We start from the raw sequence: 25051 nt of genomic DNA, 5'->3' as shown, positions 1-25051 counted from the left end.
ATGACCCAGCAGCCGACCGACGAGAAACTCGTCCGCTACCTCAAACGGGTCACCGCCGACCTGCACGAGGCCCGGCAGCGCATCGCCGCGCTGACCGCGGCCGAGACCGAGCCGGTCGCCATCGTCGGCGTCGCCTGCCGGTTCCCGGGCGGGGTGGCGTCCCCGGAGGACCTGTGGCGGCTGGTCGCCGACGGGACCGACGTCATGGGCGACTTCCCGGACGACCGCGGCTGGAACCTGTCGTCGCTGTTCGACACCGACCCGGACCGGGCCGGCACCAGTTACACCCGGGCCGGCGGGTTCCTGCACGACGCGGACGAGTTCGACGCGGGGTTCTTCGGGATCTCGCCGCGTGAGGCGCTGGCCATGGATCCGCAGCAGCGGTTGATGCTGGAGATCTCCTGGGAGGCGCTGGAGCGGGCCGGCATCGACCCGGCGACGCTGCGCGAGCAGCCCGTCGGGGTGTTCACCGGCGCGGTCGGCAGCGACTACGGCACCGGCCTGCCCGCCGTGCCGGACGGCGTCGAGGGCTACCTGATGACCGGGGTGCTCGGCGGCGTGCTGTCCGGGCGGATCGCGTACGTCCTCGGGTTGCAGGGCCCGGCGCTGACCGTCGACACCACCTGCTCCTCGTCGCTGGTCGCGCTGCACCTGGCGCTGCAGTCGCTGCGCTCGGGCGAGTCGTCGCTGGCGCTCGCGGGCGGCGTGACGGTGATGTCCACCCCGGCGGCGTTCGTCGGGTTCTCCCGGCAGCGTGGGCTGGCGCCGGATGGGCGGTGCAAGTCGTTCGCGGCGTCGGCGGACGGGACGGGGTGGTCCGAGGGGGCCGGGGTGCTGGTGTTGGAGCGGTTGTCGGACGCGGTGCGTAACCGGCGGCGGATCTGGGCGGTGGTGCGTGGGTCGGCGGTCAATCAGGACGGTGCGTCGAACGGCCTGACCGCCCCGAGTGGTCCGGCGCAGCAGCGGGTGATCCGGGCGGCGTTGGCGAACGCGGCGGTGCCGGCCGCCACCGTGGACGTGGTGGAGGCGCATGGGACCGGGACGGCGTTGGGGGATCCGATCGAGGCGCAGGCGTTGCTGGCCACCTATGGCCGTGATCGGGTGGGTGAGCCGTTGTGGCTGGGGTCGGTGAAGTCGAATCTGGGTCACACGCAGGCGGCCGCGGGGGTGGCCGGGGTGATCAAGATGGTGATGGCGATGCGGCACGGTGTGTTGCCGCGGACGTTGCATGTGGACGAGCCGACGCCGCAGGTCGACTGGGCTTCGGGCGGGGTGCGGCTGCTGACCGGGCAGCGGGACTGGCCGCGTGCCGACCGGCCCCGGCGCGCCGGGGTCTCCTCGTTCGGGGCCAGCGGCACCAACACCCACGTGATCCTGGAGGAGCCGCCCGCGGCCGACCCGGAGAGCGCCGGCGCCGCGCTGCCCGGGCCGGTCCCGCTGGTGCTGTCGGCGCGCGGCCGGGCCGCGCTGGCCGCGCAGGCCGACCGGGTGCGGACCGTGCTGGCCACCGAGAGCCTGCCGGACGTGGCCCGGGCGCTGGTCCGGACCCGGGGCGCGCTGGCCGACCGGGCCGTGGTGCTCGACGGCGCCGGCCTGGCCGCGCTCGGCCGCGGCGAGCCGGCCCCCGGCGTGGTCACCGGCACGGCGGTGGAGGGCGGGCGGCTCGCCGTCCTCTTCTCCGGACAGGGCAGCCAGCGGCCGGGGATGGGCCGCGAGCTGTACGACCGGTACCCGGTCTTCCGCGACGCCTTCGACGAGGTGTGCGCCGCCGTCGCGGATCAGCCGCCGCTGCGCCGGCTGATCCTCGGCGGGGAGCCGCTGGACGCCACCGGGCACGCCCAGCCGGCGCTGTTCGCGCTCGGCGTCGCGATGTTCCGTCTGCTGAGCTCGTGGGGCGTCCGGCCGGACTTCGTCGGCGGCCACTCGATCGGCGAGGTGATCGCCGCCCACGTCGCCGGGGTGCTGTCCCTGGCGGACGCCGCGACCCTGGTCGCCGCGCGCGGACGGCTGATGCAGGCGCTGCCACCGGGCGGGGTGATGGTGTCGGTGGCGGCGTCCGAGGAGACGGTCGCCCCGCTGCTGCCGCCGGGCGTGTCGATCGCGGCGGTGAACTCGCCGACCTCGGTCGTGCTCACCGGCGGCGAGGACGTGCTCACGATCGCCGGGCGGCTGGCCGAGCGGGGCGTGAAGACGCGCCGGCTGGCCGTGTCGCACGCCTTCCACTCGGCGCTGATGGAGCCGATGCTCGACGACTTCCGCGCCGTGCTGGACGGCCTCGCGTTCGGCGCGCCGCAGATCGTCATGGTGTCGAACGTGACCGGCCGGATCGCCGATCCGCACGAGATGGCCCGGCCGGACTACTGGGTGCGCCAGGTCCGGGAGCCGGTCCGGTTCGCCGACAACGTACGGGCGCTGCGGCAGGCCGGCGTGACGACGTTCCTGGAACTCGGCCCGGACCCGGTCCTCTGCGCGCTCGGCACGGACTGCCTGGACGACGGTGCGGCGGCCTTCGTGCCCACACTGCGCCGCGACCACGACGAGACCCGGGCCGTGCTCGGCGCGCTGGCCGGCCTGCACGTCCGTGGCGTCCCGGTGGACTGGAACCCGCTGCTGGGCGCCGGCCCGGCCGCCGAGCTGCCCACCTACCCCTTCCAGCACGAGCGGTACTGGCTGACCGCGGACGCGCGCCCGGCCGGGCCCGGCGAACCGCTGATCGGCGCGATGACCGAGGTGCCCGGTACCGAGCAGCTGGTCTTCGGCGCCCGCTGGTCGGTTCGGACGCAGCCGTGGCTGGCCGACCACGTGGTCGGCGGGGCGGTCCTCGCGCCCGGTGCGGCCTTCGTCGAGCTGCTGCTGCGCATCGGCGCCGAGACCGGCTCGGCGGAGCTGGCCGAACTGCTCATCGAGGCGCCGCTCGTGGTGCCCGACGGCGGCGTCGACATCCGGGCGCGGGTCGACGCGCCGGACGGGACCGGGCAGCGCGAGGTCCAGGTGTTCGCGCGCGGCGACGGCGCGGGCTGGGTGCGGCACGCGTCCGGGCGGCTGGTCCGCGCCGCCGGGCAGCCCGGCGCCGAACCGGGCGCCTGGCCGCCGCCGGGCGCCGAACCGGTCGCCGACGCGGCGGTCGCCGCCTACCGGGAGCTGGACGCCGGCGGTTACGACTACGGCCCGGCGTTCCGCGGGCTGCGCGCGGCGTGGACCCGCGACGGCGAGATCTTCGCCGAGGTCGCCCTTCCCGCCGAGGCCGGCCCGGCCGACCGTTTCGTGCTGCACCCCGCCCTGCTGGACGCCTGCTTCCACGCCGGCGTCTTCCGCACCGACCGGGCCGGACGCCGGCTCGCGCTGCCGTTCGCCTGGACCGACGTGCGGGCGGACACACCGGGAGCGGCCACGGCCCGGGTGCACGTCGTGCCGACCGGCCCGGACACCGTGAGCCTGCGCCTGAGCGACGAGCGGGGCCGCCCGATCGCCTCGGTGCGGTCCGTCCTGACCCGCCCGGTGGACGCCGCCGCGCTCACCCCGGGCCTGCTCCTGCGGCTGGACTGGACGCCGGTGGCCGCGCCGACCGGTGTCCCCACCGGCCCGGCCGCCGTCGTGGACCTGCGCGACACCGGCGACCCGCGCGAGGCGGCCGCCCGGGCCCTGGCCGAGGCGCAGTCCTGGCTGGCCGGGCGTACGCCGGACGACGCCCGCCTGGTGGTGGTGACCGGCCCGCCGGAGACCCCGGCGGCCTCGGCGGCCTGGGGCCTGCTGCGGACCGCCCAGCTGGAGCACCCGGACCGGTTCACGCTGGTGGCCACGGACCGGCCGGGTGACCTGCCGGCGCTGCCGCCGGCGGAGCCGCAACTCGCCGTCCGGGACGGCGTGCTGCTGGCGCCACGGCTGGTGCGGGCCACGGTCGCGGGCGGGACCGCCCTGAACCCGGACGGGACCGTCCTGATCACCGGCGGCACCGGCGGCCTGGGCCGCCTCGTCGCCCGGCACCTGGCCCGCGAGCACCGGGTCCGCGGCCTGATCCTGGTCTCCCGCCGCGGCCCGGACGCGCCCGGCGCCGGGGAACTCGAGGCCGAGCTGGCCGCGCTCGGCGCGCGGGTGCGGATCCTGGCCGCGGACATGGCCGACCGCGACGCCGCGGCCGGCGTGCTCGACCGGGTGCCGGCCGACCTGCCGTTGACCGCCGTCGTGCACACCGCCGGGGTGCTCGACGACGGTGTGCTGACCGCGCAGACCGCCGGGCGGCTCGACGCGGTGTTCCGCTCCAAGGTGGACAGCGCGCTGGTCCTCGACGAGCTCACCCGCGACCTCGACCTGTCGGCGTTCGTGCTGTTCTCGTCGGCGGCCGGCACCCTGGGCAGCCCGGGCCAGGCCAACTACGCCGCCGCGAACGCCACGCTCGACGCCCTGGCCCGGGCCCGCCGCGAGCGGGGCCGGCCGGCGGTCTCGCTGGCCTGGGGCGGCTGGTCCACCGACGCCGGGATGGCCGCGCACCTGACCGAGGCCGACCTGCGCCGGGTGGCCCGGGGCGGCGGGGCCGGGCTCAGTCCCCGCGACGGTCTGGCGCTGTTCGACCTCGGCCTGCGCTCGGCCGAGCCGGTGCTGCTGCCGATGCGGCTGGACCTCGCCGCGCTGCGCGAGCAGGGCGACGCCGTGCATCCGCTGCTGCGCGAGCTGGCCGCGCCGGCCCGGCCCGCGGCGCGGCGTGCCGAACCGGCCGGCCCGGACCTGCCGGAGCGGCTGGCCGGGCTCTCCGCCGAGCTGCGCGAGGAGACCCTGCTGCAGACCGTGCGTACCGAGATCGCGACCATCCTCGGCCACCCCTCCGCCGCGCGGGTCGACCCGGACCGGGCGCTCAGCGAGGTCGGCTTCGACTCGCTGACCTCGGTCGAGCTGCGCAACCGTCTCTCGGCCATCACCGGGCTGCGGCTGCCGGCCACCACGATCTTCGACCATCCCACGCCGGCCGCCCTGACCCGGGCGCTGCTCGGCGAGCTGTTTCCCCCCGGCGCCGAGCCGGCGTCGCGCCCCGAGCCGGGCGACGCCTCGCCGATCGCCGACATGAGCCTCGACGACCTCATCGCGCGGGCGCTGCGCGGCGCCGGTCGGCACACCGGAGAAGGAGTTTCGGCATGACCAGCCCGGACACCAGAGTGGTCGAGGCGCTGCGCGCGTCGCTGACCGAGAACGAACGGCTGGAGCGGGAGAACGCCCGGCTCCGGGCGCGTACCGGCGAGCCGGTCGCGATCGTCGGCATGGCGTGCCGGTTCCCGGGCGGCGTGGGCACGCCGGAGCAGCTGTGGGATCTGCTCGCCGCCGGCGGTGACGGGATCTCCGAGTTCCCGGTGAACCGGGGCTGGGACCTGGAGGGGCTGTTCCATCCGGACCCGGACCACCCGGGCACCAGTTACGTGCGTTCCGGCGGGTTCCTGCACGACGCGGACGAGTTCGACGCGGGGTTCTTCGGGATCTCGCCGCGTGAGGCGCTGGCCATGGATCCGCAGCAGCGGTTGATGCTGGAGATCTCCTGGGAGGCGCTGGAGCGGGCCGGCATCGACCCGGCGACGCTGCGCGGCGCACCGGTCGGCGTCTTCACCGGCGACATGTACCAGGACTACGCGGTCGGCTACATGGACGGCGCCGCCGGCGACCCGGACAGCGTCGAGGGACACCTGATGACCGGGGGCGCCAACAGCATCGTGTCCGGCCGGGTCGCCTACTTCCTCGGCCTGGAGGGGCCGGCCGTCACGCTCGACACCGCCTGCTCGTCCTCGCTGGTCGCCGTGCACCTGGCCACGCAGTCGCTGCGCTCGGGGGAGTGCTCGCTGGCGCTGGCCGGCGGGGTGACGGTGATGGCGAAGTCGGCGGCGTTCGTCGGGTTCTCCCGGCAGCGTGGGCTGGCGCCGGATGGGCGGTGCAAGTCGTTCGCGGCGTCGGCGGACGGGACGGGGTGGTCCGAGGGGGCCGGGGTGCTGGTGTTGGAGCGGTTGTCGGACGCGGTGCGTAACCGGCGGCGGATCTGGGCGGTGGTGCGTGGGTCGGCGGTCAATCAGGACGGTGCGTCGAACGGCCTGACCGCCCCGAGTGGTCCGGCGCAGCAGCGGGTGATCCGGGCGGCGTTGGCGAACGCGGCGGTGCCGGCCGCCACCGTGGACGTGGTGGAGGCGCATGGGACCGGGACGGCGTTGGGGGATCCGATCGAGGCGCAGGCGTTGCTGGCCACCTATGGCCGTGATCGGGTGGGTGAGCCGTTGTGGCTGGGGTCGGTGAAGTCGAATCTGGGTCACACGCAGGCGGCCGCGGGGGTGGCCGGGGTGATCAAGATGGTGATGGCGATGCGGCACGGTGTGTTGCCGCGGACGTTGCATGTGGACGAGCCGACGCCGCAGGTCGACTGGGCTTCGGGCGGGGTGCGGCTGCTGACCGGGCAGCGGGACTGGCCGCGTGCCGACCGGCCCCGGCGCGCCGGGGTCTCCTCGTTCGGCGTCAGCGGCACCAACGCCCACGTCGTGCTGGAGGAGGCGCCGCCGGCCGCGGAACCGGACGGCGGCGGGACGGACCCGGTGATCCGCGACGCGATCCCGCTGGTGCTGTCCGCGCGCGGCCGGGGCGGTCTCACCGGCCAGGCCCGGCGGCTGGCCGAGTTCCTCGCCGACCGGGCCGACCTGGACCTGCTCGACATCGCCCGGGCGCTGGCGGGCACCCGGGCCGCGCTGCCGGAACGGACCGTCGTGGTGGCGGCCGACCGGGACGAGGCGATCGCGCTGCTGACGGCCACCGAGCCGCGGCCGGGGGTGATCACCGGCGGCGGTCCGGCGGTGCGGTCCCGCCGGGTGTTCGTCTTTCCGGGTCAGGGCGCTCAGTGGGTGGGCATGGGCGCGGATCTGCTGGACAGTTCGCCGGTCTTCGCCGAGCGGATGCGTGAGTGCGCCGCCGCTCTGGACCCGCTGACCGGCTGGTCGCTGCTGGACGTGCTGCGCGAGCGGCGCGCGTTGGACGCGGTGGATGTGGTGCAGCCGGCGTCGTTCGCGGTGATGGTGTCGCTCGCGGCGCTGTGGCGGGCGTGCGGCGTGACGCCGGACGCGGTGGTCGGCCACTCCCAGGGCGAGATCGCCGCGGCCTGCGTGGCGGGCGCGCTGAGCCTGGCCGACGCCGCCCGGATCGTGGCGCTGCGCAGCCGCGTCATCGGCGCCCGCCTCTCCGGCCGCGGCGCGATGGCGTCGATCGCCGCCGGCCCGGACCGCGTCGCCGAGCTGCTGGAGCCGCTGCCCGGGGTGGAGCTCGCGGCCATGAACGGCCCCGACGCGTCGGTCGTCTCCGGCGCGTCCGCCGCGGTCGACGCGCTGGTCGCCGCCGCCGAGCAGGCCGGCCTGCGCACCCGCCGGCTGCCGGTCGACTACGCCTCCCACTCCGGCGACGTCGAGGCCATCGAGGCGGAACTGCTCGACGCCCTGGCCGGGATCACGCCGCGCGGCTCGACGGTGCCGTTCCACTCCACGGTCACCGGCGGCGCCGTGGACACCGCCGGGCTCGACGCCGCCTACTGGTACCGCAACCTGCGCGACACGGTCCGGTTCGCCCCGGTGGTGGCCGACCTGGCGGAGGCCGGCCACGGCGTGTTCATCGAGGTCAGTACGCATCCGGTGCTCGTGCCCGCGGTGGAGGCGATCCTCGAGGAGACCGGCGCGCTGATCACCGGGACGCTGCGCCGCGACGAGAGCGGGCCGCGCCAGTTCCTCGCCGCGCTGGCCTCGCTGCACGTACGCGGCGCGACCGTGGACTGGACCCCGGTGCTGGGCGCCGCCGCCGGTCCGGCCGTCGACCTGCCCACGTACGCCTTCCAGCGGGAACGCTACTGGCTGGAGACCGGCGCCGGCGGCCACGACCCGGCCGGTCTGGGCCTGACCGGTGTCGACCACCCGATGCTGGGCGCGATGACCGAGATCCCGGAGTCCGGCTCGGTCGTCTTCAGTTCCCGCCTCTCCCTGCTCACCCACCCGTGGCTGGCCGACCACGTCGCCGGCGGCACGGTCCTGCTGCCCGGCGCCGGGTTCGCCGAGCTGGCGCTGCGCGCCGGTGACGAGCTGGGCTGCGAGCTGCTCGCCGAGCTGGTGATCGAGGCGCCGCTGCCGATCCCGGACCGTGGCGGCGTGCAACTGCGCCTGGAGGTCACCGAGCCCGGGGCCGTGGGGCACCGCGGTTTCACGGTGCACTCCCGCCGGGCGGACGCCGGCCCGGCCACGCCGTGGACCCGGCACGCCTCCGGCCGGCTCGCGCCGGAGAACGCCCGGCCGGACTTCGACCTGACGGTGTGGCCGCCGCGCGGCGCCGAGCCGGTCGAGGACGCCGCCACCACCCTGTACGAGGCACTGGCCGCCGGTGGCTACGGCTACGGGCCGGTCTTCCGGGGGTTGCGCGCGGCCTGGACCCGCGGCGACGAGATCTTCGCCGAGGTGGCGCTGCCCGCCGACGCGACCGCCGAGGGGTACGGCCTGCACCCGGCCCTGCTGGACGCCTGCCTGCACGCCGGGTTCCTGCGCGGCGGCGACGACCGCGGGCTGGTGCTGCCGTTCGCGTGGACCGACGTCCGGCTGTACGCGGCCGGGGCCGGCGCGGTACGCCTGCGCCTGGCCCCCGGCGGGCCGGACACCGTCACCCTGCAACTGGCCGACCCCACCGGAACCCCGGTGGCCTCGGTCGAGTCGGTGCTGGCCCGGCCGGTGGCCGCCGAGGCGCTGCGGGCCGCCTCCGGCGTGACGGCCGAGCAGATGTTCCGGGTCGCCTGGGAACCGACCACCATCCGGGCCCGGCAGGCCACCCTGAACGCGGTCGCGGTGGCCGGCCCGGACGACCTGCGCGCGCTCGCCGGCACCGATCCCGAGCTGCTGCTGCTCGACGTGCTCGGCGGCGACCGGGTGGACGCCGCCGAGGTGCACGACGCCGTCGCCCACGTCCTGGCGACCCTGCAGGCGTGGCTGGCCGAGCCGGCGCTGGCCGACACCCGGCTGCTCGCCGTCACCCACGGCGCGGTGGCCGCCGAGGACGGCGGCGAGGTCGCCGACCTGTCCGCCGCGGCGGTGCTGGGCCTGTTGCGCTCGGCGCAGGCGGAGAACCCGGGCCGGGTGGTCCTGGTCGACACCGACGACACCGAGGAGTCGCTGCGCGTGCTCCCGGACGTGCTGGCCGCCGGCGACGCGCAGGTGGCGCTGCGCAAGGGGGTCTGCTACGTGCCCCGGCTGGCCCGGGCGGTGACCGCGCAGCGGCCGGGACCGGTCTTCCCGCCGGCCGGCACGGTTCTGATCACCGGCGGCACCGGCGCGCTGGGCGGCATGGTCGCCCGGCACCTGGTGCGCGAGCACGGCGTACGCCATCTGTCGCTCGTCTCCCGCCGGGGCCCGGACGCGCCCGGGGCCGCCGCCCTGGTGGCCGAGCTGAGCGCGCTCGGCGCGCAGGTGCGGGTCGCGGCGTGCGACGTGGCCGACCGGGCCGCGCTGGCCGCGGTGCTGGACGCGATCCCGGCCACCGCCCCGCTGCGCGGCGTGGTGCACACCGCCGGCGTGCTCGACGACGGCGTCCTGCCGGCCCTGGACGAACAGCGGCTGGCCACGGTGCTGCGGCCCAAGGTCGACGCCGCGGTGCACCTGCACGAGCTGACCGCCGGCCGGGATCTCGACGCGTTCGTGCTGTTCTCCTCGGCGGCCGGCACGCTGGGCAACCCCGGGCAGGGCAACTACGCCGCGGCGAACGGCTACCTCGACGCGCTCGCCTGGCACCGGCACGCCGCCGGTCTGCCGGCCACCTCGCTCGCGTGGGGCTGGTGGGGGCGCACCTCGGAGATCGTCGAGCACCTCGGCGACCGGGAGCTGCAACGCATCGACCGGCTCGGCATCCTGGCGTTCACCCAGCGCGAGGGCATGGAGCTGTTCGACGTGGCGTTGCGCGCGCCGGACCCGGTGCTCGTGCCGGCGAAGTTCGACCTGGCCGCGATGCGCGCGAACACCGAGCCGGAACACGTCCCGCCGCTGCTGCGCGGCCTGCTGCGGGTCGGCCGCCGGTCGGTCGGCGGCAGCACCGCGGCGAGCGCCGGCCGGCTGGCCGAGGCGCTCGCCACGGCGCCGCCGGAGCAGCGCCCGGCCATCCTGCTCGACGTGGTCCGGCAGGAGGCGGCCGCCGTGCTCGGCCACGTGTCCGCGGACGACTTCGGCCCGGAGACGGTGCTGTTCGAGGTCGGTTTCGACTCGCTGACCTCGGTCGAGCTGCGCAACCGGCTGACCGGACTGACCCGGCTGCGGCTGCCGGCCGGATTCGCCTTCGAATTCCCCACCGTCGGGATGCTCGCCGAGGAACTGCTGCGCCGCATCGACGCGGCCGCCACCGAGTGAGCACACCGGCCGTGCCCCTTCCCGAGACGACCCCCAGGAGGATGAGGACCTTGTTCGACAAGGAGACATACCTCGACCACATCGGACACCGCGGCGCCGCGCCGGCCGACCTGGCCACGCTGCGCGACATCCACCACCGGCACCAGACGCGGTTCCACTACGACAACGGCTACATCCGCACCACCGACTTCGTCGAGTTCGACCCGGACACCGTCTTCGGCACCATCGTGCTGAAGGGTCGCGGGGGCATCTGCACCGATCTCAACCTGCTCTTCCACCGGCTGCTGACCGAGCTGGGCTACGACGTCGCGCTGCTGTCGGCGAGCATGCAGCTGGCCGGCGGCCAGTGGGGCCCGGACGTCGAGCACATGGTCATGGTGGTCGCCCTGGACGGCCAGGACTGGCTGGTCGACGTCGGCAACGGCGGGATCTCCATCGCCGAGCCGGTGCCGCTGTCCGGCGAGACCGTCACCCAGCACGGCGTCGACTTCCGGGTCACCCGGCAGGGCGGTCACCACCGGCTGGAGTACCGGACCCGGCAGAAGCCCTGGCGCAACGCCTACCGGTTCACCACCCAGCCCCGCGATCCGGGCGACTGGCGGGTGCTCGCCGAGCTGATCGCCGCCCAGCCCGAGGAGCGGTTCGTCCGTCGCCGGCGCCGGGGCACGGCGAACGGCCAGGTGGTGCAGATCGCCAACATCCTGCTGGCCATCGAGGACGGCGTCGAGCGGCCCCGCCCGATCCGCACCGAGCAGGAGCTGCGCGAGATCGACGCCACCTACTTCCAGCCCGCCCCGACCCGGTGAGAGAGGTGCCACCCATGTCGCTGTCCGAGGCGCTGCTCGCCGGCGCGTCCCCGGCCGAGCTGGCGGCGGCCCCGCTGCCGGCCGAGTTCCTCGCCGCCCACCTGCGGGCGGAGGACCAGAACATCTTCGACGGCGTGGCCGACCGCGACGTCCGCAAGACGCTGCACGTCGGCCCGGTGCCGATGCCGGAGCTGGCGCCGGACGAGGTGCTGATCGGCGTGATGGCCAGCTCGATCAACTACAACACGGTCTGGTCGGCGACGTTCGAGCCGCTGCCCACCTTCGGTTTCCTGCGCTCGTACGGCCGGCAGGGCGGCTGGGCGGCCCGCCACGACCAGCCGTTCCACGTGCTCGGGTCGGACGCGGCCGGGGTCGTCGTCCGGGTCGGCAGCGGCGTGCGGCACTGGCGGATCGGCGATCACGTGCTGGTCAGCGCGGCCTGCGTGGACGATCAGGAGGCCTCCGTCCAGCACGACGGGATGCTCGGCGAGCACCAGCTGGCGTGGGGGTTCGAGACCAACTACGGCGGGCTGGCGCACTACACGATCGCCCGGGCCAGTCAGCTCATCCCCAAGCCGCCGCACCTGACCTGGGAGGAGGCCGCGACCGTCCCGGCGTGTGCCGGCACCGCGTACCGGATGCTGGTCAGCGATCGCGGGGCGCGGATGAAGCAGGGCGACGTCGTGCTCATCTGGGGCGCCTCCGGCGGGCTCGGGGCGTACGCGGTCCAGCTGGTCAAGAACGGCGGCGGGATCGCCGTGGGCGTGGTCGGCTCGGAGCGCAAGGCGGAGATGGCCCGGATGCTCGGCTGCGACCTGGTGATCAACCGGGCGGAGATCGGGATCGGCGGGGACGACGGGGCCGACCCGGAGCGGGTGGTCGAGCACGGCCGGGCGCTGGGCCGGCTGATCCGGCGGGCGATCGGCGAGGATCCGCACATCGCCTTCGACCACGTCGGGCGTTCCACGTTCGGGGTCTCGGTCTTCGTGGTCCGCCGGGGCGGCGCCGTGGTGACGTGCGGCTCCAGCACCGGCTACCAGCACCACTTCGACAACCGCTACCTGTGGATGCGGCTCAAACGCATCATCGGCAGCCACGTCGCCAACCTGCAGGAGCAGGTGGAGTGCGCGCGGCTGTTCACCCAGGGCAGCATCGTGCCGGCGCTGACCGAGCTGTACCCGCTCGACGGGGTCGGCGAGGCGACCCGGCTGGTCCAGCTCAACGAGCACCTGGGCAAGGTCGGCGTGCTGTGCCTGGCCGACCGGCCCGGGCTCGGCGTCACCGATCCGGAACGGCGCGCCCGGATCGGCGAGGACCGGCTCACCGCCCTGCGCGCGTTCGGCACCCGTAGCGCCGGTCAGGAGGACCCCGCGTGAGCGTCGACATCCTCGGCACCGGCTCCTATCTGCCCGAGCGGGTGGTCACGAACGCCGAGATCGAAGAGCTGGTCCCGGCGGCCTCGGCCGAGTGGATCGAGAGCCGCACCGGCATCCTGGAACGGCGCTACGCCGCGCCCGGGGAGGCCGCGTCCGACCTCGCGGTGCACGCCGCCCGGGCGGCGCTGGAGCAGGCCGGGCTGGCCGCCGGGGAGCTGGACTACGTCATCGTCGCGACCACGACCGGCGACACCCCGGTGCCGGCCACCGCGTCGTTCGTGCAGGGGGCGCTGGGCGCCGGGCGGGCGGCGTGCTTCGACATCAACATGGCCTGCGCCGGGTTCGTCGCCGGGCTGGCCATCGCACAGGCGTTCGTCGCCCGGCGTCCCGGCGCCCGGGCCCTGGTCGTCGGCGTCGACCTGTACACCCGGTTCGTCGACTTCACCGACCGCGCCACCAGCGTGCTGTTCGGCGACGGCGCGGGCGCCGCGGTCGTCGGCCGCCGGCCGGACCGGCCCGGGGCGGCCCGCGGCCTGCTCGACGTCGACCTGCTCAGCGACGCCGACTCGGCCGGGCTGATCACCACCCCGGCCGGCGGCAGCCGGCTGCCGGCCTCCGCGCGGACCGTCGCCGAGGCCGGCCACACCCTGCACATGCAGGGCCGGGCGGTGAAGGAGTTCGTGCTGGCGAACGTGCCGCAGTTCCTGACCGGGCTGGTCAAGCGCTGCGGCCACGGCCCGGCCGACGTGGATCACTTCGTGCCGCACCAGGCCAACGGGATGCTGGTGCGCGCGCTCGCCGACGCCAGCGGGCTCGGCGACGCCCGGCTGCACCTGCCGGTGCGCTACTCCGGCAACATCGGGGCGGCCTCGGTGCCGGTCGCGCTGGACCAGGCCAACCGCGGCGGCGCGCTGCGCGACGGGGACCTGGTGCTGCTGGCCGGCTTCGGCGCGGGCATGGCGGTGGGCGCCGGACTGCTGCGCTGGTCCGGCACGGGCGGCGGCGCATGACCGCGCACCCGAGCCGGGTCGGCGTGGTCGGCTGCGGAACCATGGGCGCCGGCATCGCGGAGGTGTGCCTGCGGGCGGGTCTCGACGTCCGCGTCGCGGTCTCCTCCGCCGCGGGCGTGCGCCGGGCCGCGGACCGGATGGCCGGGCAGCTCGACCGGGCCGTCGCCAAGGGGCGGATGAGCGGCGCCGAGCGGGCCCGGTCGGCCGGGCGGCTGCGGGTGGTCGCCGGCCTCGACGAGCTGGCCGACCGGCAGTTGGTGATCGAGGCGGTGACCGAGGACGCGGCCCGCAAACGCCGGGTGTTCGAGGGCCTCGACGCGGTGCTGGCCGACCCCGGCGCGATCCTCGCCACCACCACCTCCAGCCTGCTGGTGAGCGATCTGGCCGGGGTGACCGGCCGGGCCGGCGCCGTGGTCGGCATGCACTTCTTCAACCCGGTGCCGGCGATGCCGCTGGTCGAGGTGGTCCGCACCGGGCAGACCGACCCGGCCACCGTGGCGCGGGCCACGGCGTTCGTGACGCAGGTGCTGGGCAAGCAGGCGATCGGCGCCGGTGACCGCCGCGGCTTCGTGGTCAACGCGCTGCTGGTGCCGTACCTGGTGGCGGCGGTCCGGATGGTCGAGGACGGGGTGGCCGCCCCGGCCGACATCGACCGCGGCATGACGCTCGGCTGCGGGCACCCGATGGGCCCGCTCGCCCTGCTCGACATGATCGGCATCGACACGTTCACCGCCGTCGCCGAGGGCCTGGTCGCCGAGGTGCCGGCGACGCTGCGCCGGATGACCGCCGAGGGTCGGCTCGGCCGCAAGAGCGGCGAAGGCTTCTTCCGGTACGACCGGACCCCCGCCCCCGAAGGAGCATCGTGACCGACTGGATCCGGGCGTACCGGCCCACCCCCGAGGCCCCCGTGCAGCTGGTCTGCCTGCCGCACGCGGGCGGCTCGGCGCCGTTCTTCCACCCGCTGGCCGGCGCGCTGGCCCCGGCCGCCGAGGTGCTCGCGGTGCAGTACCCGGGCCGCCAGGAACGCCGGTCGGAGCCGCTGATCGACTCGATCGACGAGCTGGCCGGGCACGTCACCGAGGAACTGCTGACGCGCACCGGCCGGCCGGTGGTCCTCTTCGGGCACAGCCTCGGCGGGCTGCTGGCCTTCGAGGTGGCCCGGCTGCTCGGCGCGAAGGGCCACCCGCCGGCCGGGCTGATCGTGTCCGGCCGGCGCGCCCCGCACCTGATCCGGGCCGGGGACCGGCACCTGCTGGCCGACCGCGACCTGCTGCGCCACATCGCCACGCTGGGCGGCACCGACCCCCGGGTGCTGGCCGACGAGGAGCTGATCCGGATGGCCCTGACCGTGCTGCGCGCCGACTACCGGGCGGTGGAGACGCACCGGCACGAGCCGGGGCCTCCGCTCGGCTGTCCGGTCACCGTGCTGACCGGGCGCGACGATCCCGAGGTGACGGCCGAGGACGCGCAGGCCTGGCGCCGGCACACCACCGCGGACTTCGAGGTGATCACCTTCCCGGGCGGGCACTTCTACCTGGTGGAGCAGCAGCAGGCGGTCATCCGCGTGCTGAGCCAGCGGCTGGCGCGCTGGCGATGACCGGCACCATGCCGGTCCCGCCGCTCGTGCTGGCCGACGAGTGCGCCCGGCTGCGGCAGCGGATCGCGGCGGTGGCCCGCGGCGGCGCGGTCCTGCTCTCCGGCGGCGGCCGGGTGCTCGCGGCCGGGCGGATCGACGAGGGGACGGTCCGCGAGCGGCTGCGGACCCTGACCCGGATGGAGGTGGTGCTCGGGTACGCCACCGGCCTGCCCGTGGTGACGCTGGGCTGGACGGCGGGGGAGTACCCGGCCTCGGCGGCGGTGCTGAACCTGGTCCGCGCGCTGGTCGCCGGGCCGGCCGAGGATCTGCGGCACCTCGCCTGGGAGCGGGCCGGCGCGGAGGCCGCGATCCGGCACCGGGACCGGCTGGACACCATCACCCGCGGCCTGGCCTTCCTCGCCGGCCACGGGCTGGGCCGCCGCGCCGCCGACCGGGAGGTCTTCGCCGGGCACGAGTGCCGGGGTTGTGCCGCCTGCGCCACCGCCGGGCACCTGCTCTGGCTCAGCGGTGAGCTGCGTGACCCGGCGCACGACAGCGCCCAGTGGGAGCACCTGGCCGCGCTGTCCCGCTCGCCCAACGCGCTCGCGGTCCGGGTCGGGCCCGCGACCGGCGCCGACGCGGTGCTGCGGGCGGTGGACCGGCTGGACCCGGGGCGCGAGCCGGGCCGCCTGACGTTCGTGGTCCGGCTCGATCCGGCCGAGCTGCGCGACCGGTTGCCACCGTTGGTCGAGAAGGTACGCGCGGCCGGCGCCGAGGTGTGCTGGGTCGGCGATCCGGGGCGGTCCGGCGCCGCGGTCCGGGCGTTCGCCGAGGCGCTGCGCTCGGCCGGCGGGCACGCCGGGGGCGTGCACCTGGAGATGTCCGCGGGCCCCGGCCCGGCGCTCGATCTGGCGCTGGACTTCGCCGACGCGTTCAGGGCAGCTGCTGGCGGCCCTTGACCTTGAGCTTGCGGAACACCCGGGTGAGGTGCTGCTCCACCGTGCTCGGCGTGATCAGCAGCTGCGCCGCGATCTCCTGGTTGGTGTAGCCGCGCCCGGCGAGCGCCGCGACGTGCGTCTCGCGCGCGGTGAGCGGCTGCGGCCGGCCGCGATCGGCCTTCGACCCGTCGCCGCCGCGCTTGGCGTTCGCCGTCGCGGTCCCGGCGGCCGGGGCGATCTCGCTGCTCAGCGGCTCGGCGGCCGAGGCCCGGGCGAGCGGCCAGGCCATCCGCGCGGCGCGCCGGGCGTTGCCCTGGTCCTCCACCTCCTGGTACGCCCGGGACAGCTCGGCCAGCGCGCGCGCCACCTCGAACTGGTCGCCGCACTCCTTGAGCGCCGCGACCGCCTGCTCCAGCAGCCCGGGCCGGTCGGTGGCCGGGGACGCGGCGGCGAGCACCCGCAGCGACAGGCCCCGGGCCCGCGGCCCGAGCGCGGGCAGCCGGCCGGCCTCGTCGCGGAGCAGCCGGTCGGCCTGCCGGTGGTTGCCCACCTGCACGGACGCCTCGGCCGCCGCCACCCGCCAGGGCACCGGGACGATGCCGTGCGCCGACCAGCGCCGTAGTAGCTCGCCGCAGCGCAGGAAGTCGCCCAGGGCGGCCCGTGGATTGCCGGTGACCAGCCGGTGCTGGCCCCGCGCGTGCAGCAGGTGCGCGCCGTAGCGGGTGCGCAGCACCGCCTCCGGCATCGGCTCGGACAGCAGGGCGCCGGCTTCGTCGTACCGGCCCATCCGCACCTTCGCCAGCACCAGCGTGCTCACCGGCAGGCCCAGCATCGTCCCCCAGCTGCCGCGGGGCAGCAGATCGAGCGCCTCGGCGGCGATGGCCGCGGCGTCGGGGAGGCTGCCCTCGCGCAGCGCCACCTCGGCCCGGACCGCGGTGAACGCGGCCTGCCACAGCGGGGTGCGCAGCCGCTCCGCCTCGGCGAGCAGGTGCCCGCACCATCCGGCGGCACGCTCCAGGGCGTCCACGTAGACCAGGCCGAGCAGGGCGAGCAGCGCCTCCTCACCGTTCCACAGCGATCGGTAGGCCGGTCCGGCCGTGGTCAGCACGCCCTCCGCGTGGTCCGCGACGTGGGCGGCGTCGCCGCGCAGGAGGGCGCCGGTCAGTGCCGCCGCGGTTTGCCACGGGGCACGGGGCAGGTCGTCGGCGTGGGCCGGGCCGGTGGCCGGCGCGGGGTGTCCGGCGTCGCCCTCCGGGCGGGTGGCGAAGAGCCCGGCGAGCCAGACCGGGACGCTCGCGAGGGCGGCGGCGCCGGTGTCGTCGCGCCGGTCCGGCCGGGACCGCGCGGCGGCCAGCAGCTTCTCGGCCGTCTCCTGGTCCCCGTGCCAGGCCAGGGTCCACAACAGGTCCATCAGGTCGCCGGGCGTGGTGTGCCCGGCCTCGGCGTCGGCGACCAGCCGGGTCAGCGAGTGCGCCGTGCAGGGTGGTTGCAGCTGCCATCGCAGCCGGTTGAGCCAGGCCCGCAGCGACGCCTGGGACCGCTCGTCGGCCGGGGTCCGCTGGGCCAGTTCGAGATAGTCGGCGGCGGCTCGCGGCTGGTGCGCGGCGAGCGCGTGGCGGGCGGCGTCCACCAGCACGTCGCCGGCCCAGGGCGAGTCGGCGTTGGCCGAGACGACCAGGTGGTGCGCGACCGTGATGGCCGGCGCGCCCTCGCTGCTGAGCTGTTCGGCGGCGCGCAGCCGCAGCGCGGATCGCTCGTCGGCCGGCATGTCGTCCAGGACGTCGTCCGCGGCGGACGGATGCCGGAACGCGCCGCCGTCGAGCAGCCCCGCGGTGTCGAGCGTGCGCAGCGCCCCGGCGCACGTCTCGGCGCTCAGCCCGGACAGCCGGGCCAGCCGCTGCGGGGACGTGTGCGCGCCGAGCACGGCGAGGGCGCGGGCCACCGCGCGCAGCTCGGGTTCTCCGCGCGACAGACAGCCGACCAGCGCGCGGCCGTATCCCCAGGGCGGTCGCCGATCGGCGTGGTAGTTGCCGATCAGCGCCTGCAGGATCATCGGATTGCCGCCGCACAGGGCGGCGAACGACGGGCCGAGCTCGGCGGCCCGGGCGGCGCCGAGGCGGTCGGTGAGGACCCGGTCGATGCCGGTCCGGGTGAGCAGGGGCAGGTCGATGCGGTACGCGTTGGGCTGCTGGAGCAGTTCGGCGTGCAGCGCCGGGTCGACCGGGCGCCGCCTGGCGTCGTCGGTCAGCACGACCAGGGCGCGGGTGTCGCGCAGCCGCGGCAGGATCGAGGCGAGGAAGCGCAGCGACGGTTCGTCCACGTCGTGCAGGCCGTCGATGCCGATGACCAGCGGGCGGTGCTGGGCCAGGTCGGCCAGGCGTCCGCCGATCCGGTGCAGCGCGGCGGCGGTGCGGGCCGCGGCGGCGGCACGGTCGCCGGCCGCCTGCGCCATCGCGGCCAGCGAGGAGCCGAACTCGTCCTGGTCCGGCCGGGAGATCCGGTGCGTCTGGAAGAGCTGCGAGGCGACGCCGAACGGCGCGGTGCGCTCGTGTCGCAGGGCGGTGGCGCGCAGCACCAGCGCGTCGGAGAGGCCGATCCGCTGCAGGACGCTGTGCAGGAACTGGGTCTTGCCGCCGCCCGGTGGCGCGTGCACCACGGCCACGCGACCGTGGCCGGTGGCGGACTCGGCGAGCAGCCGGTCCATCGCCGCCATCGCGTCCTGCCGTTCGACGAGATCGGACAGTGGGTCGTGGAGTTCGATGGCGTGCCCCCCGGTAGGAAGTAGGAACCGACTGCGGCACCGGCGCGGACGATCGGCCCGGGCGGCGGTGGTGGCGCCGGCAGGTGACGCGGACGGCGGCGTCCGCGTGGCCGGCGGCGTGTAGCCGGCGCTTGTCGTGGTCAGCGCATCCGGCCGTCCCCCGGACGAACCCGGCGATCAAGGGCCGTGCGCCTCTCCACTCTCGGCAGTGGTCATGATCTCTGTCCATGTCCGGTGGGGATCCACTATCCGCGTGGCGGAAAACCGACGGCGACATACCGCCAGAAACGTACTTTCTCCTCGTAACCGGGCGTTTCAATGTGACGAATTGATCACACTGGACATCAACTTGAGCTGCCTCCTACCCTCGGTGAGTCGAAGGTGACGCGGTGTTGCCCTCCCGGCAGCGCGTCGAGTGCCGGCGTCACCCGCTGAACGCGGCCGGACCGGGTAGGGACAGCTCTCGCCCACCCAAGCCTGGCTCATTCAGGGGGACAGCCATGGTTGCTCAGCCGGTCCGTGTGACCTCGCAGATGCGTCGCGCCTACGCCGTGGCGGTGCGGCGGCGGTCGATCGACGCCGACGAACTCGGCGCCGAGCTGGGGATGGAACGCCAGGACGCCACCCGGCTGCTCGACGAGCTACGGGAGTTGCGGCTGCTGCATCCCGACGAGGACGGTGTCCGGCTGGCCGCGGCCACGCCCGAGTCGGCCCGGTTGCAGCTGCTGCGCCCGCTGGAGCGGGACCTGATGGCCCGGCAGGACGCGATCGACGGGATCAGAGCCGACCTGGCCTCGCTCGCCCCGGTCTTCGCGACCGCGTCCGCCCGCCGTGAGGTGGCCGCACCGGTCGAGCTGGTACGCCACGGCCCGACCGTGCGGGTGCTGGTCGCGGAGCTGGCCGGCGGCACCCGGGAGGAGATCCTGGCGTCGCAGCCGGGGGCACTCTCCACCGAGCAGCTCGACGAGGCCCAGGAACTGATCCGGCACCGGACCGGCGGTCCCCGGCTGCGCCTGCTCTACCAGCACAGCGCGCGCTACAACCACGAGGCCACCACCCTGGTCCTGCACCTGTGCGCGGGCGGCGCCGAGGTGCGCACGACCGCGAACGGCTTCACCCGGATGCTGGTCTTCGACCGCAGGGTGGCCGTCCTGGGCCTGCGTGGCGGGCTGCCCGGCATCGCCGTGGTCCGCGACGAGCAGGTGGTCGCCGCGCTCGCCGAGTCGTTCGACCGCACCTGGCACGGCGCCCGCCCGTTCCCGCTGCAGCACAGCCGCGGGCAGACGGTCAGCGTCTCCTGCGAGGTGAAACAGGCCATCATCCGGCTCCTCGTCTCCGGCGAGAGCGACAGGCGGATCGCCGCGCACATCGGCTTGTCGCTGCGGACCTGCCAGCGGCACATCGCCGAGCTGATGCAGGCGCTCGGCGCGAAGAACCGGCTGCATGCCGGCTACCTGCTGTACGAGCAGCTGGCCAAGCACAACGCCGCCGCCGCCGGGTGAGGACCGTCCTAAGGGGGCGGTTAAGGGGGTGGCGGTAGGGGATTGTGAGCCGGCGGTGACCGACATTAGCCTCGGTCGGTGAATAGCGCGGGTCATTTGTGAAGAAGTGGCGCGCGTGGCGAGTCGCTGCAATTCGGCTCTGCCGTCGGACGACCAGATCAGGAGTCCCCGCCGCACATGGTTCAGCTATCGCATTCGCCCGTTGACAAACGCGATCAGGAATTGTCTTCCAAGCCGGTCGAGATTCGGTCCGGCGATCCCCGGTACGCCGATTTCCAGATGCGCGGGTACAACCGCCGGTTCATCGGCGCCCCGGAGAGCGTGTACGTGGTAACCGACACCGCGCAGGTGATCGCGGCCCTGACCGAGGCCGTACGCCAGGACAAGCGGGTGGTCGTCCGCGGCGGCGGGCACTGCCTGGAGAACTTCGTCGAGGACCCGGCCGTACAGGTGGTCATCGACCTGTCCCGCCTCGACGACGTCCGCTACGACCCGCTGATGGGCGCCTTCGCGGTCGGCGGCGGGGCCACCCTCGGCCGCGTCTACACCGCCCTCGACCTGGGCTGGGGGGTGACCCTGCCGGCCGGCAGCTGCCCGGCGGTCGGGGTGGGCGGTCACGTTCCCGGCGGCGGCAACGGGGTGCTGTCCCGGCTGCACGGGCACGCCTCCGACCACCTGTACGCGGTGGAGGTGGTCGTGGTCGGCGCCGACGGGACCGCGCGCGCGGTGGTGGCCACCCGCGAGCCGGACGACCCCAACCACGACCTGTGGTGGGCGCACACCGGGGGTGGCGGCGGCAACTTCGGCATCGTGACCCGGTTCTGGTTCCGTACCCCGGGCGCCGACGTGACCGACCCGGCCACGCTCCTGCCGCGGCGGCCGTCCCGCTTCGTCCTGGCGACCGCCGCCTGGCGCTGGGAGGACCTCGACGAGCAGCGGTTCGCCACCCTGCTGGACAACTTCGCCGGCTGGTGCGCGCGCAACAGCGCCCCGGACACCGCGGCCGCCGCGGTACACGGTGAGGTGGTCGCGTTCCGCAAGGAGTTCGGCCTGGTCACCCTGATGGGCCGGCTGGACCCGTCCGAGCCGGGCAGCCGGGAGCTGCTCGACGCCTACCTGGCCGAGGTCTCCGCCGGGATGCCCGAGCCGGTGGCCCGGACGCTGGAGGACGAGCCCTGGCTGTACAAGATGATCAACGTGCCGGACCCGGCCGCCACGTTCGGTATGCAGTCCTCCCGGCTGCGGTCCAAGCTCAAGGCGGCGTACCTGCGGACCGGCCTGGACGGCACGCAACTGAGCGCCGCGTACCGGCACCTCACCGATCCCGGGTACGCCCACCCGGCCGGCGCGATCGTGCTGGCCAGCTGGGGCGGCCGGATCAACGCGGTGGCCCCCGCGGACACCGCCACCTCGCAGCGCGACTCGACCATGCTCATGTCGGTCGTGACCGCCTGGGACGAGGCCGGCGAGGACGAGCGTCACCTCGCCTGGGTGCGGTCGTTCTATCGGGAGCTGTTCGCCGCGACCGGTGGCGTTCCGGTCCGCGACGAGCGCACCGACGGCTCGTACATCAATTGGCCGGACGGCGATCTCGCCGACCCGGAATGGAATACGTCTGGCGTTCCCTGGTCGACGCTCTATTACGGCGACAACTATCCGCGACTGCGTGAGATCAAGTCGCGCTGGGACCCGCGCAACGTATTCCGGCACGCATTGTCTGTGGAAGGGCTGGCATCTGCCGGTGAAGACGGAGCCACCGGGCAGCCGGTGGCCGGACCTAGGGACACGGTGGCATGACGGAACAGCTTGATCCGGCACGGTTCGACGACTCCTACCGCGACGAGCGGCGGGTCCGCGGCGCCAAGATGGGCACGCCGTGGGACATCGGCCGCCCGCAGCCGGTCGTCGAGGAACTGGTCGCCCACGGCGCGCTGCGCGGCGAGGTGCTCGACCCGGGCACCGGCCCCGGCCACCACGCCATCCTGTACGCCTCCCGCGGCTACTCGGTGACCGCGGTGGACAGCTCCCCGACGGCGATCGAGCTGGCCCGCGCCAACGCGGCGGCCGCCGGGGTGAAGGTGAACTTCGAGGTCGCCGACGCCACCGAGCTGGCCGGCTACGAGAACCGTTTCGACACCGTCGTGGACAGCGCCTTCTACCACGTCTTCGGGCACGACGAGCAGACCCAGGGCCGCTACGCCCGGGCGCTGCACCGCGCGACCCGGCCGGGCGCCCGCTGGTACCTGTTCGAGTTCGGCGTGCACAACATCAACGGCCTCACGCTGCCGCTCGGGCTGCCCGCGGAGAACTTCCGCCGGGTGCTGCCCGCGGCCGGCTGGGAGATCACCTACCTGGGCCCCTCGTCGTACCTGGCGAACCTGAGCGTGGCCGCGTTGCAGGGCACGCCCGGGCACCACCCGGCCGACAACCCCGGGGTCAAGGACCTGGTGAACCGGCTGGAGGTGCTGGAGCCGCTGCTGGGTGACGACAGCGCGCACGTCCCGGTGTGGGCGGTGCACGCCACCCGCGTCGACTGAAACCCCGAGCCGAGGAAGGACCGCCATGCCGGCCGACCGCACCGCCACCGCCGATCTCGAGCACCTCTACGCGTTGAACCAGGAGGCGCGCAGCCTGCTGTTCACCGGCGCGCGCACCGCGTACCGGTTCAGCGACGAGCCGGTCGGCGACGACCAGCTCCGGGCGATCTGGGAACTGGCCAAGTGGCCGCCCACCGCCAACAACGTCAACCCGATGCGGATCCTCTACCTGCGTACGCCGGAGGCGAAACAGCGGCTGCTGCCGCTGCTGGCGCCCCCGAACCGCGCGAAGAGCTCGTCCGCCCCGGTCGTCGCCGTCCTGGCGCTCGACAGCGAGTTCGACGAGTACGTCCCCCAGCTGTCGCCGGCCACGCCCGGGATGCGCGAGGCGCTGGCCGCCGCGCCTGCGATGCGCGATGCGATGGCGTCGTTCAACTCCGCCATCCAGGCGGCCTACTTCCTTCTCGCGGTACGCGCGACCGGGCTGGCCGCCGGCCCGATGAAGGGATTCGACGCGCCGGCGGTGGACCGGGAGTTCTTCGCGGACGGCCGGTGGCGCTCGATCCTCGTGGTCAACATCGGCAAGCCGGCCGACGCCGAGGCCACCGAGCGGCTGCCCCGGCCGGAGTACGACCAGGTCGTACGCCTGCTCTGAGCAATTGCCGGAAGAACCCCGCACCGCAAGGCCGGTGCGGGGTTCTTCCGTGCTCACCCGGCCGGCTTGGGCCGGACCACGAAGACGGTCACCAGCAGCGCGAGAACGGCGAGGACCGCGGCCACCTGGAACGCCCGGGCCGCCTGACCGGCGAACGACGCGGTGCCGGCGTGCGCGGCCACCGCCACCAGGATCGCCAGCCCCAGCGAGCTGCCCACCCGCTGCACCGCCTGCAGCAGGCCGGACGCCGAGCCGATGTCCCGCGGCTCCACGGTGGCCAGGATGATCGCGTTGAGCGGCATGAACGTGAGCCCGACCCCGATGCCGATCAGCAGCAGCGGACCGAGCAGGTGCGCCACGAACGAGCTGTGGTCCGACAGCGTGGTCAGCCATCCCATCGACGCGATCACCGGCAGCGTGCCGACGACCGCGAGCCGCTTCGGCCCGAGGCGGGCCAGCAGCTGCGGCGCCCAGCGGGCGGCGGCGAACATCGGCACGGTCATCGCGAGGAAGCCCAGCCCGGTCTCGACCGGGCTGAACGACAGGGTGTTCTGCATGTACAGGGTCAGGAAGTAGAACACCCCGATCATCGCCGCGGCGAGCAGGAACATGTTCAGGTACGCGCCGGCGCGCAGCCACCCGCGGAACAGGCCCAGCGGCAGGATCGGCTGGTCGGCGCGCCGCTCCAGCACCGCGAACGCGGTCAGCAGCACGGCCGTGGCGGCGAACGCGCCCAGGGTCAGCGGGTCGGTCCAGCCGTCCGAGGCGCCGCGGATGAAGGCGTAGGTCAGGGCGGTCAGGCCGACGCTGGACAGCAGCGCGCCGGTGACGTCGAGGCGGCCGGGGCGGCGGTCGGCCTCGCGCACGAAGCGCGGCGTGAGCAGCAGGATCGCCAGGCCGATCGGGACGTTGACGAACATCACCCAGCGCCAGGACGCCCACTCGGTCAGCATGCCGCCGCCGATGATGCCCAGCGAGCCACCGCCGCCGGAGACCGCGGCGAACACGCCGAGCGCCCGGTGCCGTTCGGTGCCCTCCCGGAAGTTGTTCGCGATCAGCGCCATCGTGCTCGGCCCGGCCAGCGCCGCCCCGACGCCCTGCAACGCCCGGGTGGCGATCAGCCAGCCGGGGTCGGTGGCGAACCCGCCGGCGAGCGAGGCGACGGTGAAGACGACAACCCCGGCGACGAACACCCGGCGCCGGCCGAGGACGTCGCCGGCGCGGCCGCCCAGCAGCAGCAGGCCGCCGACGGCGAGCGTGTACGCGTTGGCGACCCAGGACAGATCGGCGGTGGAGAAGTCGAGGGCCCGCTGGATCGCCGGCAGCGCGACGTTGACGATGGTGATGTCCACCACCAGCATCAGCTGGAAACCGACGATCACCGCGAGCGTGATGGGGCCGCCCACACGACCCGGACGCCTGCCCCCGTCCGGTCCGGCCGGGACCTCGGTCACATCCATCTCTACCTCCGGCAAGCGTCAAGACATTGCGGATGGTCGATCATTTCATGATTG

The 25051-nt window shown here is 75.1% G+C and carries 13 protein-coding genes and 1 pseudogene; 12 read left to right on the top strand and 2 right to left on the bottom strand.

Going from position 1 to position 25051, the window contains the following annotated elements; all coding sequences use genetic code 11:
- From ACTEI_RS24835 to ACTEI_RS24800, 8 genes and pseudogenes are all read left to right on the top strand, one after another.
- The gene (locus ACTEI_RS24835; RefSeq protein WP_122979864.1) at nucleotides 1–5130 is read left to right on the top strand and encodes a type I polyketide synthase; all 5130 of its coding nucleotides are present in this window, start codon (nucleotides 1–3) and stop codon (nucleotides 5128–5130) included.
- A gap of 29 nt (nucleotides 5131–5159) precedes the next feature.
- A pseudogene (locus tag ACTEI_RS24830) lies at nucleotides 5160–10376 on the top strand (type I polyketide synthase); the annotation flags it as partial.
- Nucleotides 10377–10417: 41 nt separating this feature from the next.
- A complete protein-coding gene (locus tag ACTEI_RS24825; RefSeq protein WP_203723735.1) occupies nucleotides 10418–11182 on the top strand; it encodes an arylamine N-acetyltransferase family protein in 765 nt (254 codons plus the stop codon).
- A gap of 14 nt (nucleotides 11183–11196) precedes the next feature.
- Nucleotides 11197–12558, top strand: a complete 1362-nt coding sequence (ccrA, locus tag ACTEI_RS24820) for a crotonyl-CoA carboxylase/reductase (protein ID WP_122979861.1) — start codon at nucleotides 11197–11199, stop codon at nucleotides 12556–12558.
- Complete coding sequence (locus ACTEI_RS24815; protein ID WP_122979860.1) at nucleotides 12555–13568, top strand: 3-oxoacyl-ACP synthase III family protein; 1014 nt, start codon at nucleotides 12555–12557, stop codon at nucleotides 13566–13568. Before ccrA ends, ACTEI_RS24815 begins: the two co-directional genes overlap by 4 nt.
- Nucleotides 13565–14434 (top strand): 3-hydroxybutyryl-CoA dehydrogenase, encoded by an 870-nt coding sequence (locus ACTEI_RS24810; RefSeq protein WP_122979859.1) that lies wholly within the window; start codon nucleotides 13565–13567, stop codon nucleotides 14432–14434. The genes ACTEI_RS24815 and ACTEI_RS24810 overlap by 4 nt, the downstream gene beginning before the upstream one ends.
- The gene (locus ACTEI_RS24805) at nucleotides 14431–15165 is read left to right on the top strand and encodes a thioesterase II family protein (RefSeq protein WP_145830931.1); all 735 of its coding nucleotides are present in this window, start codon (nucleotides 14431–14433) and stop codon (nucleotides 15163–15165) included. The genes ACTEI_RS24810 and ACTEI_RS24805 overlap by 4 nt, the downstream gene beginning before the upstream one ends.
- The gene (locus ACTEI_RS24800; RefSeq protein ID WP_122979857.1) at nucleotides 15162–16103 is read left to right on the top strand and encodes a 3-deoxy-7-phosphoheptulonate synthase; all 942 of its coding nucleotides are present in this window, start codon (nucleotides 15162–15164) and stop codon (nucleotides 16101–16103) included. Before ACTEI_RS24805 ends, ACTEI_RS24800 begins: the two co-directional genes overlap by 4 nt.
- Here ACTEI_RS24800 and ACTEI_RS24795 read toward each other — a convergent pair.
- Nucleotides 16078–18795, bottom strand: coding sequence for a helix-turn-helix transcriptional regulator (locus ACTEI_RS24795; RefSeq protein ID WP_122979856.1), 2718 nt, complete (start codon nucleotides 18793–18795; stop codon nucleotides 16078–16080). The genes ACTEI_RS24800 and ACTEI_RS24795 overlap by 26 nt on opposite strands.
- 548 nt (nucleotides 18796–19343) lie before the next feature.
- Between ACTEI_RS24795 and ACTEI_RS24790 the strand changes: the two genes are divergently transcribed.
- From ACTEI_RS24790 to ACTEI_RS24775, 4 genes are all read left to right on the top strand, one after another.
- Nucleotides 19344–20345: a LuxR C-terminal-related transcriptional regulator gene (locus ACTEI_RS24790; protein WP_122979855.1), complete on the top strand. Its 1002-nt coding sequence runs from the start codon at nucleotides 19344–19346 to the stop codon at nucleotides 20343–20345.
- Between the two features lie 279 nt (nucleotides 20346–20624).
- Nucleotides 20625–22142, top strand: a complete 1518-nt coding sequence (locus tag ACTEI_RS24785) for an FAD-binding oxidoreductase (protein ID WP_239082523.1) — start codon at nucleotides 20625–20627, stop codon at nucleotides 22140–22142.
- A complete protein-coding gene (locus ACTEI_RS24780) occupies nucleotides 22139–22882 on the top strand; it encodes a class I SAM-dependent methyltransferase (protein WP_122979853.1) in 744 nt (247 codons plus the stop codon). Before ACTEI_RS24785 ends, ACTEI_RS24780 begins: the two co-directional genes overlap by 4 nt.
- Nucleotides 22883–22907: 25 nt before the next feature.
- Nucleotides 22908–23537 carry a malonic semialdehyde reductase gene (locus tag ACTEI_RS24775; protein WP_122979852.1) on the top strand — a complete coding sequence of 210 codons (630 nt, stop codon included), beginning with the start codon at nucleotides 22908–22910 and terminating at the stop codon, nucleotides 23535–23537.
- 53 nt (nucleotides 23538–23590) lie between these two features.
- Here the strand turns inward: ACTEI_RS24775 and ACTEI_RS24770 are convergent, their stop codons facing one another.
- Nucleotides 23591–24997, bottom strand: coding sequence for an MFS transporter (locus ACTEI_RS24770; RefSeq protein ID WP_122979851.1), 1407 nt, complete (start codon nucleotides 24995–24997; stop codon nucleotides 23591–23593).
- Nucleotides 24998–25051: the final 54 nt, after the last annotated feature.

The sequence above is a fragment of the Actinoplanes teichomyceticus ATCC 31121 genome (assembly GCF_003711105.1).
GTDB classification, from domain to species: Bacteria; Actinomycetota; Actinomycetes; order Mycobacteriales; family Micromonosporaceae; genus Actinoplanes; species Actinoplanes teichomyceticus.
This window is presented reverse-complemented; position numbering and strand designations above follow the sequence as displayed.

Excerpts from the sequence above, each read along its gene's own strand:
- ACTEI_RS24835 (WP_122979864.1), top strand. The coding sequence starts at position 1 with ATGACCCAGCAGCCGACCGACGAGAAACTCGTCCGCTACCTCAAACGG.
- ACTEI_RS24825 (WP_203723735.1), top strand. The coding sequence starts at position 10,418 with ATGAGGACCTTGTTCGACAAGGAGACATACCTCGACCACATCGGACAC.
- ccrA (WP_122979861.1), top strand. The coding sequence starts at position 11,197 with ATGTCGCTGTCCGAGGCGCTGCTCGCCGGCGCGTCCCCGGCCGAGCTG.
- ACTEI_RS24810 (WP_122979859.1), top strand. The coding sequence starts at position 13,565 with ATGACCGCGCACCCGAGCCGGGTCGGCGTGGTCGGCTGCGGAACCATG.
- ACTEI_RS24800 (WP_122979857.1), top strand. The coding sequence starts at position 15,162 with ATGACCGGCACCATGCCGGTCCCGCCGCTCGTGCTGGCCGACGAGTGC.
- ACTEI_RS24795 (WP_122979856.1), bottom strand. The coding sequence starts at position 18,795 with ATGGCGGCGATGGACCGGCTGCTCGCCGAGTCCGCCACCGGCCACGGT.
- ACTEI_RS24790 (WP_122979855.1), top strand. The coding sequence starts at position 19,344 with ATGGTTGCTCAGCCGGTCCGTGTGACCTCGCAGATGCGTCGCGCCTAC.
- ACTEI_RS24785 (WP_239082523.1), top strand. The coding sequence starts at position 20,625 with ATGCGCGGGTACAACCGCCGGTTCATCGGCGCCCCGGAGAGCGTGTAC.
- ACTEI_RS24780 (WP_122979853.1), top strand. The coding sequence starts at position 22,139 with ATGACGGAACAGCTTGATCCGGCACGGTTCGACGACTCCTACCGCGAC.
- ACTEI_RS24775 (WP_122979852.1), top strand. The coding sequence starts at position 22,908 with ATGCCGGCCGACCGCACCGCCACCGCCGATCTCGAGCACCTCTACGCG.
- ACTEI_RS24770 (WP_122979851.1), bottom strand. The coding sequence starts at position 24,997 with ATGGATGTGACCGAGGTCCCGGCCGGACCGGACGGGGGCAGGCGTCCG.